Origin of the sequence: Photobacterium kishitanii (assembly GCF_003026355.1) — a bacterium.
Lineage (GTDB): Bacteria > Pseudomonadota > Gammaproteobacteria > Enterobacterales > Vibrionaceae > Photobacterium > Photobacterium kishitanii.
The window spans coordinates 248840-263321 of sequence record NZ_PYON01000005.1 but is presented as its reverse complement, the minus strand read 5'-3'; the positions used below and the strand labels follow the sequence as shown (position 1 = coordinate 263321).

Here is a 14482-nt window from a genome sequence, read left to right as displayed (position 1 = left end):
TACTTACTCTGAGTCAAATTGTAAAAGTGGATCGTACAGTATAAATACTGATAGTATAAATACTGATTTATTACTCTTTGATTTATCATCACCAGTAACTATTAATTATCCAAAAACAAGAATCACAAAAGGATTAATAATCCCTTATGAAAAATTAAAAATTAATCATATGGTTATCCCTACAGGTAAAATACAACAAACTAAATATGGAAAATATATTTACGATATAATTTCATCTATAGTTTCTCATGATAAAAACCTAGATTTAAAAATAGAAACTATAATCAATTTACTAAACTTCTATTTATCAGAAAATATTAATTCAAAAATTATAGCGACTAAACGACAACAAAAAATATTTGAAGACGCACAAGAAATAATAAAAGATAACATATTAAATGTTAACTTAAATTATGTTGCAAATCAGCTATATATATCAAGAAGCACATTGCAATCAGCCTTCTCTGTCCATAATACATCATTTATAAAAACGCTAACAGATATTCGTATAGAACGCATTAAAATGTCACTATCTTCTACAGAAAATATAAATAAAAAAATATCAACCATATGTAACGAAGCGGGATACTCATCAATATCTAATGCATCTAAACAATTCAAGTTAACTACAGGTCTTTCGTTTGCAGAATTTAAAAATTCATGTGGAATATATTATGAATAATGTTGTTATTTTTGAAACATCATCAATAGAAGAATGGTGTGAATTCAACCATCTGTCTAAATACAGTTTAGAACTAAAAAATCATAACTGTGGTGGATTCTACTCAGATATAAAAATCGTACATATGAATGACGATGTTGATTTCACAATTGTAACATCGACCCCACAAAGAAATATTTTTTATACAAATCATGATCTATACTTTCTATTCGTAACATACTCTCCAATTAAATATACCAATGGAGAAAGACAAGGTATAATTAACAATGGAGAATTAGGGTTATTCGATTTATCTGAAAACTTAGACTTAGACTACTCTCACTTACGAATCGTAAAAACATTAAAAATCCCTCACTCTTTAATAAACCTGAAGAAATATCAAAAAATAGATATAAATGAAATTATATTTTCTGATTTAATATTGCATATACTGTCATCAATGTCGATTGATGATCCTTTAATAAATGAAAAAAAAGACACAATCATTAATTTACTAGAGCTTAATGATATAATATATAAATAATCATCTTATACGAGCCAGTAATTTACTGGCTCATATATAAATAATTTATATTTACGATATTTAGTTTTAATCCCCCCCTAGCAAACAACAACTTTTTATCTTATTTTCAATTTTATTTTTACAAAACAGAAATAAATGCTTCCTTTCTCCCTCAAATTAGTATTTTCTCACTAATCCATAAAAAGTATTTTTTCACTACAAAACTTTAATAAAACCACTTCAGTGGCTTAAGTAGATTTCGTGTTACCTTCGTATAGTTACTGATTATAAATTGACTCATACCATCATACTTTACTAATTATCTGTTCTAATAAAGTAATACAAAAATTTAGTTAACTACTAGAATCCACTTGGACCACCTTACATTGACTCTAAAAATCTATAAGATATTAATTCTCTTTTACTAAATAGCTTATATTTATTATTACATTAAGTAAATTTTACAGTATTGGCTATTTACCACAAAGCATTCATCATGCTCCTCGCGATCAAAGTCCGTAAGAATTCCCCCTAAAAAATTTATTTCCCTCTAAGAAAGCACCTTAGCATAACGTTATTATTTTGTTGCTTGATTCTAATTTTTCACTTTGAACACGATTTGCAAGTTAATCATTAAAAAGTAGATATCTTTATAGGTGTATGACTTTGGTCGTAATATAAATACTATAAGTTATTTATAACAGAGTCGAGGGTGATCACAGTGAGTTAATCTATATTCGAATATAGATTCTCCACGATCTGACTTATAATCTAACACTTTCTTTGAACTATTTTATCTTGAATCCAATCTGTTATTTCACTCTCAACCCAAGCCACAGCTCTGCCACCTAACAATACTGTTTTAGGAAAGCGCCCTTCTGCCATGTAGTTATAAATACTTGAACGTCCTAAACCTGTTACGTGCATGACTTCTTTTAAGCGGATGAATCTCATGATGAATTCCTTTACGTTGTTTCATTCATCAAATTGGCGGAATCCGTATTTTTAATTATGTTCACCAGCTTATCTCCCCTCATTACTTCACTTCCTCATTAAATCCAGAATCAAAGAAATTTCAAACACATATCATCCTTGTGTAGAAGCCCATTAAGCATAAGGAATCAAGGCTATGCACAAACCAAACAACTATGTTGTTCATGCTCCTATGACAGCAAATCAAGTATTAGAAAAAGCCGCAGAGATTGTGGCTAACCGCTATTTACGTGGTGATGTATTTACCAACCCACAGGCAACAAAAGATTTTCTGCAATACAAAATGGCGGGCTATGAACGTGAAGTGTTTGCGGTATTACTGCTAGATAACCAACATCGCCTTATTGAGTACAAAGAGCTGTTCTTTGGCACCATTGATGCTGCAAGTGTATATCCAAGGGGGGTGGTAAAAGTGGCATTTAACTGCAATGCTGCTGCGGTGATCTTTGCTCATAACCATCCATCAGGAATTGCAGAGCCATCTAATGCTGATAAACAGATAACGCAAAAACTCAGAGATGCCTTATCGCTTATTGATATTCGAGTGCTAGATCATTTTGTGGTGGGAGAAACGTGTATCTCTTTTGCTGAACGGGGGTATTTATGATTGAACAACATTATGGCGAATTACAATTGCCACTAGCATTACATCACCACCTTGAAAAGCTATTGAGCTGTTATACGATCCCCGTTCAAGCAATGCGCTTAGTAATAAATTATAGGGCGTTAGATTATTATCAAACCAAACAAGGGCTACACCCGGTAGAAATACAACTCAAGAAAAGTGGTGATCAATGGCTGGTGGTATTTATTGCCAGTTTTTCATTTATTAACACGCATCATAAATCTGTCGATGTTGAATTGTATTTTCACTTAATCAACCACTGGTGTTATCAGCCTGATGCTGGTGGCCGTTGTGATCTGCTTCATCCAGCCGTTATTGATCTGTTTCATACTTGGGTCACTGCTTTTCTGCGTCACATTCAATACCAACAATTCGATGATATTAGCCTAACCATTCTGCGCTAATTCTTATCTGGTTTTAATACCTATTCCACAACCAATATCTTGTCGCCACAGGAGGCTTCATTATGTCTGTAATTTCATTCACACCAACACTATTACCTGTTTCAAATAAGCTTAAATCGCTACTGAATCAAACGCTATGCGACTATCTCACTCAAGCAACACAACTCAATCAACAGTCAGCAGATCGCTATACCTTCAATTTTAGAGACACTAGCTATGATGCTGAAAATGGTGGGTTCCGTCCGGTTGAAATTGCTATTAATCAACAATCATCAGGAGAATGGAATATTGAATATATTACTGAGTTTGCGTACTTCGGCAGTTACTACCCTGAGTTAGAAAGAAGTATGGATTTTGATATTAGTAATAACTGTTGGTTCACTTCTTATAGTGGCTGGTTATCGCTTAAAACTCACCAGCAAGATGCAAAAGAGTTATATCAACTATGGGAAGGAAACTTCTTAGCTTATGTTGATATGGAAGCTTATGACCAAATAAAAGTCAGCTGTTAATCATCGTATGGCAACCAGTAATATGCTTATTACTGGTTACTATCTTGATAAGGCATCTAATGCCCTACGCCCACCTACGATACAGTTTTTAATCAGCTAGCTTGAGTCTACAAGATGGCAAAAAAAGTTAAACCAACCACTCGCGAGCATATCTCGCTCGCATTAGAACTCTATAATCGAATTCCACAAGGACGAAAAGTAACGGCACAAATACTACAGGAGGAATTAAGGCAATCAGGTATCGAGCGTGATATCAGAACAATACAACGTAATCTCGATCTTATCGTAACCTATTTTAATGTCGATAAAGATACCAGAGATAAGCCTTATGGATATAGCAGACATCTACAATCAAAGTTCGTTTTAGGGCCAAGAGAACATATTATTTTAGGATTAGCGGAATCCTATCTTCGCTCTGTCTTACCACAAGCACTGTCAGCTGTTATTGATTCAACATTCATCCAAATACAAACACTAACGCTCTCAACCTTTATTCCCTTTCACATCAGCTCAAAAGTACATGTTGGCATTGATCTTCATACACAAATGCAATGTCCTCAATTTAATTCTGTCTTTGAAAGGATCTGCTTAGCACTTGCTTATCAACGAGTAATTACGATTGAAGATAAATACTTTACAAGACAGTCCAACATACAACCTTTGGGTTTAGTTCTTGCTGATGCTGAACTGTATTTAATCTATCAACAACAAGGAGAAAAACACATAGCTGTAAACCATATTCACGCTATAGAAGTATCAACCTTCACATTTGATTATCCCTCTAACTTTAATTTAGTGGATTACAAATTACTGTTTTTAAAAGATGAGAATAATGAGAATTTGCCATACTCATCACAACTTACAATATGAACATAATAGTGCAGCTCACCATAAGGCACTTAATGCCACAAGACTGAATACGATAAGTAAAACAAAATCTAAGCGAGAAACACGTAAATAAAACACCTCGTATTTAAATTAATAAACGTAATTATTCAATACCAATTAATTTATAGGAAATAAAATGAAACTTAAAATTTTTGCAATAATGATCGTGCTTAACTTACCTTCAATTGCATTTGCCTCACAAGGTTCTAATGGCGCTAATGGTAACAGCGGCGCTATAGGCCCTGAAATTGACTGTGTACTAGCAAACGGAGAAACTAAACGCCTACCAGCCTTATACTGTGATATCGCTAGAGCTCAAGCTAATAAAAAAGACACTACAAAATAAAGTAATAAAATATCCATAACAGATAAAACATAATAATTAAAGGAGGGGGTCTCCCCTCCTAATCAATGCTTTTTAAAACACATATTACCTTTAAAAAAACACTATTTACTACTTTAAGCTATAGCCAAAGTTCTTTTCTTTTGTACCAAATACCTTCGTTTCTATTTTAGCTAAATAACTTAATCGATAGAACACTCGATTATAATCGCTAATATATGTTGAACTAGTAATGCTCACATAATAGGTAGGTGTATCTTGCGGAAAATGAACATAACGACTAATTGAAAAATATTCGATACCAAGTGCACTCGCCCAGGCTGAATAAACTTTAGATGCTAGGTTATTACCACTACCATCATAATTACCTAGTGTAAAATAGGTATCATGGTTTAATAATAGTGCCACATGATAATGCGCTTGCTGTGATTCATTTTTTTCTTTTGTCCATATATACCTGATTGTACAGTCATGTACTCTTTTTCCTTCTCTTTTCTTGGCAATAAGATCGTATTTAACATGAGCTTTAAATGAATCAATAAATCTCGATATAACGGTAGAGTCATATACATTTGGCATATCAATACAATTAGGTTGTATTGGTAAATGCAAATCAAATCGAACTACAAAGGTTCTAGGGTGTTCTGTAATAGTTTTATCTAACACTGCTTTAATTTTAGCTAAGTAGTCATCTATCATCGTATAACCAGGAATGATAGCAAGTCCCATATATGTAGGGTTTATATTTTGGTTTAATTGTTGTAAATGGTTATTCATGTTTTATCTCCGTTAGTAATTACATAAGAGAGACAACATGCGTAATTTATTATTTAACCAATATCACTACCACTTACATTACAGGTATTAGTAATCGTTCTATTCATATCACAATAAATATAAATCTAATTATTGATAGTACTTTAAGTATTAGTGTTATTAGCTAACTAATATATTTATTACTATTAAACATACTAGTATTAACATACAGACAAATAAGCTTTTTAAAAACATCGAAGCTACCGAGAGCATTGTCTACCTTAGTGACGGTAACGCCATAACTGTGTTACTCTGGAGATATTCCAACTTTGTATCTACCACAACCCCAGTATCCACAAATAACCAACCGTATATGATTACTATAAATCGCCATTAAATTTATGCTAAAACCATCACAAAACCATCTTTAAATACACTGTAAAATCACCATCAATACTACATAGTAGATTATAAGTTAAGAAGATGAAATTAATAATAAATAATAAAAGAAAGTATAGTTTTTATTGGTACTATATTCATCCTATGACAAATAGTTCAATAGATGTAATACCACAATATACTAACCCCCATATATCAACCGCTCTAATTAAAGCTAAAACAGTTGTATTAATTAAAAATAAAACTAAAACAGATAAAGAAAAAGTAAATGAAATATTGAATGAAATATTGAATGAAATAGAAGCACTGTATAATCGGTCATTATTAAATGAGAATGAATTAATATGGATAAAACAGAACAATAGCAGATTAACGAACTGGCTTTGGTTTTTAATAACACAAAATAAAAATCCTCTAACTTTATTTTATAAATACATTAACACATCAAAGTATGAATATGATGCTAATTCTGTAGGTTTAGATTTTTTTGATTATTTCTCTTTTAATAAAAAAGCTTATTCAACAAAAGAAAAAGATGATTTAATCCTACAATTCTTTGAACTATCATCAATGAATAGAAATGATAAAATATCTCTTATAAATAAATTAAGAGACATATGGAATGAAATAATTACAATCGATGATTTCAAATGGATAATTTCAAATGATGATAATATCTATGAGTGGGCTATTAATTATTTCATCGAATATAATGTTAAAAACTCAAACTATATAACAGATATAAAAAATATCAGCTTTGAAAATGATTTTCATAAACTAGTCTTACTCATTGATAGTTGGGATGCTCATGTAGACACTAAAAAACTTTTTATCCAATCAATTAAAAAAGCCTATTCTCAGAAAAAATTCAGAGATAAACAAGTAGGAAAGAAGCAATGTTCATTTAATCTTTCACAAAAAAGCATTAACCAATTAGCTCTATTATCAGAGCTTCAAGGTGTACCTAAAAATCATATTCTAGAATCACTTATCAACCATAAAATACTTGAGCTAGGAGTAAAACAATGACAATCAATATTATTGCTGGCGATATAACTACCGCTATATCAGATGCTATTGTTAATGCTGCTAATTCTCGTATGTTAGGTGGTGGAGGCGTTGATGGTGCAATACATCGCGTAGCTGGGCCAGCTTTATTAAAATCGTGTTATGAGGTTCCTGAAATAAACGGTATTCGTTGCCCTGTTGGCGAAGCACGTATTACTGAAGCGGGAGAACTGAATGCTAAATATATTATTCATACTGTTGGACCAATGTATTACGGTCATAAAAATCCGGCACTCGCATTAGAAAATGCTTATCGACATTCACTGCAACTGGCTATTAGCCATCAATGCCAGTCTATTGCCTTCCCTGCTATCTCATGTGGTATTTATCGTTATCCACCAGCACAAGCGGCTACCATTGCAATTAACGTCTGTAATGAGGCTACATTTAAACAACTCGATATTAGCTTTTACTTATTTGATCAAAGCTTGTTCAGTATCTGACAACAAGCCTTAGCTGCGACTGAGCAATAGCTCCTGAACAATAACCACAGGGCAATAGCTACTGAACAATAACTGACCATGCTTACGGCGCTGTAACGTCTAAATACATTAACGGGCAAGCATCCCCTATCAGTTATGGTAAACTCAGTGATAAGTATTTGTATGTAAGCGATCGCAGCATTACCAGTGTGGATAGAAAATGATGTCCACTGCTATCTTTTACAAAAGTTTTTAGTACCCCCTGATGTACCCCATGGGGCTACTAGCAAAAATAAAGAGTATATAAATCAAATGAGTAGTCAGAGTATCCAGTGGTTCCCGGGCCATATGCACAAAGCCCGTAAAGAAATAGAAGAGGCAATGCCTAAAGTCGATGTGATCATCGAAGTATTAGATGCCCGTATTCCTTTTAGTAGTGAAAACCCGCTGATCAAGTCATTCCGTGAAACAAATGATGGCAAACCGGTTGTTAAAGTACTTAACAAGCGTGACTTAGCTGATCCTGAAATGACGCAACTTTGGATTAATCACCTTGAAAAAGAGCAAGGTGTAAAAGCAATTGCAATTACTACTGAGAACTTAAACGAAGTAAACCAGATCATGGATCTATGCCGTAAACTTGCGCCACAGCGTGAAGAAGCAGGCAAAAAGATCCGTACTATGATCATGGGTATACCAAACGTAGGTAAATCTACCATTATCAATGCGCTTGCGGGTCGTACCGTTGCAATTACTGGTAACCAACCTGCGGTTACTCGTCAGCAACAACGCATCAATTTAGATAATGGTATTTTACTGTCTGATACCCCAGGAATTTTGTGGCCAAAAGTAGAAAACCCGCACAGTGGTTTTCGCTTAGCTGCAACAGGTGCTATTAAAGATACCGCCATGGATTACATCGATGTTGGCTTCTTTACTATCGAATACCTGATTAAAGCTTACCCTGATTTAATCAAATCACGTTATAACCTTGATGATGACCTTCCTGAATCTGAAATTGAATTAATAGAAGAAATCGGTCGCAAGCGTGGTTGCTTAAAAGGTGGCGGTCGTGTCGATTTACACAAAACTTCAGTTATTTTAATTAATGAACTACGTAATGGCACGTTGGGTAACATTACCCTTGAACATCCTGACATGATCACTGAAGAATTGATTAATGTTGCGATTGCATCAGAGCGTAAAACAGAAGAAAAGATCAAAAAGAAAGAAGAGCGTCGTAAGCGTTATCTTAAAAACAAACGCTAAATAATAAAACGATATTTTTTTTCATAAATATTAATAGTCACTTTTATCTTTTTATTAATTTATATTAGATGAAGTGGCTTTTTTTATTCCCCAGACAAATGAACCTCCTAAGAAAAATTTTTATTGGTCATCATTAATTTTTTTCGTACTAAATATGGAAGATATCGCTATTAAACTCAATTACAACACTAATGATTTTATGATTATTAATTGATTGATTCAGCCACGTAATAAATATAACCCATTAAATAAACAGCGTTTTTGTATTGTAGCTACTCTATTGAATCCATTCGATTAAACATAACTCTAATCATTTTTTTTATAGCAATAATATTATAAATAAAAACACAGTTTCGGATTAGTTTTTCTCATTTTACTCATGCTACCGTTGCGTGAATAATCGCTCGGCTTTCAGTCGAAAGTTAACTTAAACAGCACTGTCTCTTCATCCTTTCAGCCTTTCTGGTTGATGGGTTTAACTACTCTTTCAGGGTTATTCCTTTTATATAAAGAGACAGATAATCTAAACCGAATTTATGTGGAGAGTACGGTAGTGCAACAAACCACTACTTGTCACAAAAGCAACGGCATGCTTGTGCCTGTTGCAGGACTAACTGTATTTGCAATTGCTTCAGGCTACTTAATGAGCTTGGTGCCACTATCATTAGCAAATTTTAACATCGATAGTAGTTATGCCAGTTGGTTAGCGAGTATCTATTATATTGGCTTATTAATAGGATCATTAATGATTGAACCTATTATTGCTAAAATAGGTCACCGTATTGCCTTTATTAGCTTTCTTGCATTATTAGCGTCAACGGTTGCTGTGCTACCTCTGTTTCCATATAAAGAGCTATGGCTATTTGCGCGTTTAATCGCCGGTATGGCTGTTGCTGGTATTTTCGTGGTTGTTGAATCATGGTTATTGATTGGCGATAACGCAAAAGAGCGCGCTAAACGTCTTGGCTTTTACATGACGTCATTATATGGCGGTACGACAATTGGTCAGCTTGCAGTAGGTTATTTTGGCGTTAAAGGATTTATTCCTTTTGTCGTTATTATGGCATTATTGTTAATTGCTATTTTACCGCCTCTACTGATCAAGCAAGGTCAACCTGATAGCAGCGGTCATCAAATATTGTCTCTTAAGCAAATTTCACGCTTAAGCAAGCCAGCTATTATCGGTTGTATTACTTCTGGTGTTGTAATGGGCAGTATTTACGGTCTGATGCCACTGGCTCTTAAAAAAAGTGAGCTAACAACTAACCAAATTGGGGTGTTGATGGCTGCCATTATTTTAGGTGGTATGGTTATTCAGCCTATTATTAGTAAGCTATCAACTCGCATGAGCAAAACACTGCTGTTAGCATTGATGTCATTATTAGGTGTATTTGCGATGGGTTTAACTTACTTATCACCAAATTACGCAGTATTAATAACCGCATTAGCACTACTTGGTATGTCAGCATTTGCGTTATACCCAATTGCGATTACGTTAGCCTGTGATAACTTGGATTCATCTTATATTGTTGCTGCAACCCAAGTGATGCTATTTAGTTACAGTATTGGCTCTGCACTGGGCCCTATTGGCGCAAATAGCTTTATGGCACAAAAAGATGGATTGATGGACTTCTTCTTCATTGTTCTATTAGCTACAGCTATTTATATGCTGTTTGCTAGCTTACAGCGTAAGCCTCAGATTTTGGCAAGCTAAGTACAACAAAAGCTGTTTAAAAAAGGCGTGATAATTATTGGTTACTCATAGTAACAAATAGCTATCACGCCTTTTTATTATCTTTCAATACACAATGACAATCAGTTAACCACGACTTACTTAACTAAAGCAGCAGCACCAAACACACCCGCACTATCGCCTAAGTCTGGCTTAACAATCAGGGTGTTTAACTCACCATTAAATAAATGCGGTAAAATCGCTTGTTCAGCTTGTTGATATAAAGCATCGATATTTCCCACTCCACCACCAATCACAATAACATCGGGATCAAGGACATTGATGATCTGCGCAACAGCAATACCAAAGTAATGCGACATTCTTGCCATCGTCGCTTGCGCATGAAGATCGTTATTGGCCGCTAGTGCGACTATTTCTGGCAACGGCAACACACGTCCTGATTGTTCAGTATAAAATCGTTCTAGTCCTTTGCCTGAGATCACTGTCTCTAAGCATCCTGATTGACCGCAATAACAGGCGGCACCATTAGGCTCAATAACATTATGCCCCCACTCACCGGCAATACCATGGCGGCCATATAGGCCTTTACCGTTAACAACCACTCCAGAGCCAACACCTGTCCCCATAATGATGCCAAATACGACTTCAGCATCGGGTTTTACTCGCTTAGCGGCACCAAAATGCGCTTCAGCTAGAGCGAAACAATTAGCATCATTGGCTAAGACAACTTTTACACCTAATAATGACATAAGATCTTTATCAAGTGGTTTGCCATTAAGTGCGGTGGAATTACAATTTTTCATGACGCCATAATGAGGATCTAAGGTACCGGGAGTGCCAAATCCAATCGCTTGAGGTCGCTGACCTAATTGTTCTACACAACGATCAATCAACAATTTAATTTGATTTAAAATATGGCTATAACCTTGATCGCTTTCCGTTGCGATTCGCTCTCGAACGACACAAATGTCACTATTACGCTCAATGACTGCACATTCAATTTTAGTACCACCTAAATCAACACCCCAGTAATAACGATCCATTGCAACTCCACTGTTATTTTATTATTTTCAGTTATTATACTTGAGACATAATATTAAATACTGCGACATTGCCGAAAATTCAATCGATAATATTTCTTGTTAAGGCTATTTAAGTACAACTTTTGTGCATTTATTAGGCCACTGCAACAGAAATACATTCTGTTGCAAAATATATCTTGTAGTGAAGCAATAATATTTTAAAGTAGCACTACCTTATCATCGGTGCGCAATTACGCGTGGTTTGCAGTAGTACTTAATGAATAAATACCGTCCTTATCTTGATATACCACTTTGTATATCAATTCTCCTTTTGATCACATTTAGTTCATTAACCGTATGGAGCGCTAGTAGCTTTAGTGTACCTATTATTGAGCGTCACCTAATACGTGGCATGCTTGCAATTGGCGCATTAGTTTTCATGTCAGCCATATCTCCAGCAACTTACCAACGCTATACACCTTATTTATTTATTGTAACCGTTATTCTGCTACTGGGCGTTTTTGTTAGTGGCGACAGTACTAATGGTTCACGACGTTGGTTAGCACTGGGACCAATACGTTTCCAGCCTTCAGAACTTGTTAAAGTCGCAGTACCATTAATGATGGCGTGGGTACTCATTGCTGAAGCTGGGCGTCCGACGATTAAAAAAGTACTTATTTGCCTATTCATCACCGCGATTCCAGCTGGACTTATTTTTATTCAGCCCGATCTAGATGGCGCTATTTTTACCATTCTATACGCGCTGTTTGTACTCTATTATGCCGGTATGAGTTGGAAGTTAATTTCGACTGTTTTAGGCATCATTGGAGTAACAATACCGTTGGCTTGGTATTTCGTAATGGAAACCTACCAGAAAAAACGTGTACTACAGTTTCTTGATCCAGAGTCCGATCCGCTCGGTTCTGGTTACCAAATCATTCAATCAAAAATTGCGATTGGTTCTGGAGGAATACGCGGTAAAGGTTGGACCGATGCAACCCAAGGCAATTTAGGCTTTATACCAGAAAGCCATACTGATTTTATTTTTTCAACCTTTGCTGAAGAATGGGGCTATTGGGGCAGCGTCTTTTTATTAGGGATTTACGCCTTCATGACATTTCGTGTTATTTGGCTAGCAAATCAATCAGAATCACCGTTTGCACGCTTAGTCAGCGCCTCTTTCGCGTTAAGTTTCTTCCTATATAGTTTCATTAACATAGGTATGGTAAGTGGAGTATTACCTGTAATGGGAAGTCCATTACCTTTCTTTAGTTATGGTGGTTCAGCGATTATCACTCAAGGGGCAATATTTGGCATGATCATGTCATTATGTCTTCGTAAAAAACCGGTTTATACACCAGAAAAATAATCATCGTTCCTTATGGTGTTCATATAAAAAAAGCCAGCTATGATTATTATCAACATAGCTGGCTTTTTTATTGCTGCTTTTATTACTCTGGTTTGAATTCAATAACCATGTAATAAGAAAACTAAAACTTAACGCTCAGAAGCGGCTTCTGTCGCAATTTTTAAAGCAGGAGAGGTGATTTCAACACGACGGTTTTGCGCACGGCCTGCTGTCGTATCATTGCTAGCGATCGGATGTTGCTCACCCATACCTTGCGCTGTTACTTGGGTAGGATCAGCCACATATTTTGCTAACTCTGAAGCTACAGCATGAGCACGTTTCTCAGATAATGTTTGGTTATAAGCCACAGTACCTGTATTTGAAGTATAACCAGTCACCACAACTTTAGCGCTTGGGTAACGAGTTAGACGCTTCATCATTGGCTGTAATGCTTTTTCATTAGCAGCCGTTAATTTATACTGATTAACACCATAACCTAATGATAATGTTGAAGGCTCAATCGTCACTGTCTGTGCCATTGCCGGCGCAATAGTATCAACCACTACTGGCTTTGCTCCCCAGTTATAAACCAAGCTTAAGCCGTAGAAATTAGTATTAAATTTATAGCTTAAATCAGTGCCACGTGGTTTTGAGGATAAATCATGGTAGAACTGGTATTCAAGACGCGTTGATAAATGATCGGTTAATTGATATTCAACACCAGCACCAACGGTACCTACAAGATGATCATCAGTATCACTAATACCATTACCATGATAAGCCGTTAGCATATAACTACCACCAGCTTTAGCAAAGAGACCCCAGCTATCATTAAGATGCCATGTTGCCTTACCCGTTAAATCAAAAGCGTGTTGTTTAATATTTTGATGATTAAACTGTGCATCCCCCAACCAAGTGTAGCCAGTCTCAACAGCAAACCATGGTGTAATATTATAACCAGCAAAAATACCTGCCCCAAGGTCGTTGTGTTTCAAACCAAGGTTAGAGGTATGGCCATTCTGTTCAAAATGAGAATAGTTAGCATCGCCTAAACGAACACCAACATAGTAAGGATTAGCGGGTGCTGCTTGGACAACACCAGAAATAAGAACAGCGAGCGGTAAAAGCGCAAAATATTTATTAGACATACTATTTACTTTATAGTGATTAATATTAGATAAGTTCTGGATGCAATTATATGCAGACTCACCAATAATGCCAAAATAGTATTTATTTGTCATAGGTAAATAAAAATAAAATCACACCGACACGACGCGTATTACTATTCGCTCATAAAATACAACTAAACACCCAAGCAGTTAATGATGTGTGATTGCAATCCCTATTTCAGTGGCTAATTGCTGAAGTTGTTCATCTGTATCTAACTTAACTGACCAATTTAAACCGCTACCAACAGCGGTGATCACATTAGCACCACCGATTAATGTTAATTCGTCTACTTGGGCCTGCATCATTATTCGACAACAGCCATCAATACGAATAACAACCTCATGTTGAGTCGCAATAATTTTGCCTTGAGAAAAAGTAATGATCAT

17 protein-coding genes are annotated in these 14482 nt (G+C 35.3%); 12 read left to right on the top strand and 5 right to left on the bottom strand.

What is annotated here, in order from left to right; translation table 11 throughout:
* Together C0W29_RS08375 and C0W29_RS08370 are read left to right on the top strand one after the other, a co-directional pair.
* Window positions 1–682 (top strand): helix-turn-helix domain-containing protein (locus C0W29_RS08375; RefSeq protein ID WP_146147149.1); only part of this gene is annotated, 682 nt, incomplete at its 5' end.
* Entirely contained in the window at window positions 675–1205 is a 531-nt protein-coding gene (locus C0W29_RS08370) for a hypothetical protein (RefSeq protein WP_045045266.1), read from the top strand. The genes C0W29_RS08375 and C0W29_RS08370, both read left to right, overlap by 8 nt.
* A gap of 750 nt (window positions 1206–1955) precedes the next feature.
* Here C0W29_RS08370 and C0W29_RS08365 read toward each other — a convergent pair.
* On the bottom strand, window positions 1956–2138 hold the full coding sequence (locus C0W29_RS08365; protein WP_045045265.1) for an AlpA family transcriptional regulator: 183 nt from the start codon (window positions 2136–2138) through the stop codon (window positions 1956–1958).
* Window positions 2139–2313: 175 nt separating this feature from the next.
* Between C0W29_RS08365 and radC the strand changes: the two genes are divergently transcribed.
* The 5 genes from radC (at window position 2314) to C0W29_RS08340 (ending at window position 4952) form a co-directional block, all read left to right on the top strand.
* A complete protein-coding gene (gene radC / locus C0W29_RS08360) occupies window positions 2314–2784 on the top strand; it encodes a RadC family protein (RefSeq protein ID WP_045045264.1) in 471 nt (156 codons plus the stop codon).
* The gene (locus C0W29_RS08355) at window positions 2781–3206 is read left to right on the top strand and encodes a DUF2787 family protein (RefSeq protein WP_045045263.1); all 426 of its coding nucleotides are present in this window, start codon (window positions 2781–2783) and stop codon (window positions 3204–3206) included. Before radC ends, C0W29_RS08355 begins: the two co-directional genes overlap by 4 nt.
* Window positions 3207–3268: 62 nt before the next feature.
* Window positions 3269–3718 (top strand): DUF2787 domain-containing protein, encoded by a 450-nt coding sequence (locus tag C0W29_RS08350; RefSeq protein WP_045045262.1) that lies wholly within the window; start codon window positions 3269–3271, stop codon window positions 3716–3718.
* A 114-nt stretch (window positions 3719–3832) separates the two neighbouring features.
* The gene (locus C0W29_RS08345) at window positions 3833–4588 is read left to right on the top strand and encodes a WYL domain-containing protein (RefSeq protein WP_045045261.1); all 756 of its coding nucleotides are present in this window, start codon (window positions 3833–3835) and stop codon (window positions 4586–4588) included.
* Between the two features lie 154 nt (window positions 4589–4742).
* On the top strand, window positions 4743–4952 hold the full coding sequence (locus C0W29_RS08340; protein WP_045045260.1) for a hypothetical protein: 210 nt from the start codon (window positions 4743–4745) through the stop codon (window positions 4950–4952).
* A gap of 108 nt (window positions 4953–5060) precedes the next feature.
* On the opposite strand, the gene C0W29_RS08335 is transcribed toward C0W29_RS08340, so the two are convergent.
* On the bottom strand, window positions 5061–5726 hold the full coding sequence (locus tag C0W29_RS08335) for an inovirus Gp2 family protein (protein ID WP_045045259.1): 666 nt from the start codon (window positions 5724–5726) through the stop codon (window positions 5061–5063).
* 462 nt (window positions 5727–6188) lie between these two features.
* On the opposite strand from C0W29_RS08335, the gene C0W29_RS08330 reads away from it, so the two are divergent.
* From C0W29_RS08330 to C0W29_RS08315, 4 genes are all read left to right on the top strand, one after another.
* Window positions 6189–7133, top strand: coding sequence for a hypothetical protein (locus tag C0W29_RS08330; RefSeq protein ID WP_045045258.1), 945 nt, complete (start codon window positions 6189–6191; stop codon window positions 7131–7133).
* Complete coding sequence (locus tag C0W29_RS08325; RefSeq protein WP_045045257.1) at window positions 7130–7615, top strand: macro domain-containing protein; 486 nt, start codon at window positions 7130–7132, stop codon at window positions 7613–7615. Before C0W29_RS08330 ends, C0W29_RS08325 begins: the two co-directional genes overlap by 4 nt.
* A 291-nt stretch (window positions 7616–7906) precedes the next feature.
* On the top strand, window positions 7907–8863 hold the full coding sequence (ylqF, locus tag C0W29_RS08320) for a ribosome biogenesis GTPase YlqF (RefSeq protein WP_036792397.1): 957 nt from the start codon (window positions 7907–7909) through the stop codon (window positions 8861–8863).
* A 553-nt stretch (window positions 8864–9416) separates the two neighbouring features.
* On the top strand, window positions 9417–10577 hold the full coding sequence (locus C0W29_RS08315) for an MFS transporter (protein ID WP_235604170.1): 1161 nt from the start codon (window positions 9417–9419) through the stop codon (window positions 10575–10577).
* A gap of 116 nt (window positions 10578–10693) precedes the next feature.
* Here the strand turns inward: C0W29_RS08315 and C0W29_RS08310 are convergent, their stop codons facing one another.
* Window positions 10694–11599 (bottom strand): ROK family protein, encoded by a 906-nt coding sequence (locus C0W29_RS08310; RefSeq protein WP_045045256.1) that lies wholly within the window; start codon window positions 11597–11599, stop codon window positions 10694–10696.
* 256 nt (window positions 11600–11855) lie between these two features.
* Between C0W29_RS08310 and rodA the strand changes: the two genes are divergently transcribed.
* Entirely contained in the window at window positions 11856–12947 is a 1092-nt protein-coding gene (gene rodA / locus C0W29_RS08305; RefSeq protein ID WP_045043017.1) for a rod shape-determining protein RodA, read from the top strand.
* 128 nt (window positions 12948–13075) lie between these two features.
* On the opposite strand, the gene C0W29_RS08300 is transcribed toward rodA, so the two are convergent.
* Together C0W29_RS08300 and C0W29_RS08295 are read right to left on the bottom strand one after the other, a co-directional pair.
* The gene (locus C0W29_RS08300) at window positions 13076–14074 is read right to left on the bottom strand and encodes an outer membrane beta-barrel protein (protein ID WP_045045287.1); all 999 of its coding nucleotides are present in this window, start codon (window positions 14072–14074) and stop codon (window positions 13076–13078) included.
* Window positions 14075–14245: 171 nt separating this feature from the next.
* Complete coding sequence (locus tag C0W29_RS08295; RefSeq protein ID WP_045043018.1) at window positions 14246–14482, bottom strand: DUF3389 domain-containing protein; 237 nt, start codon at window positions 14480–14482, stop codon at window positions 14246–14248.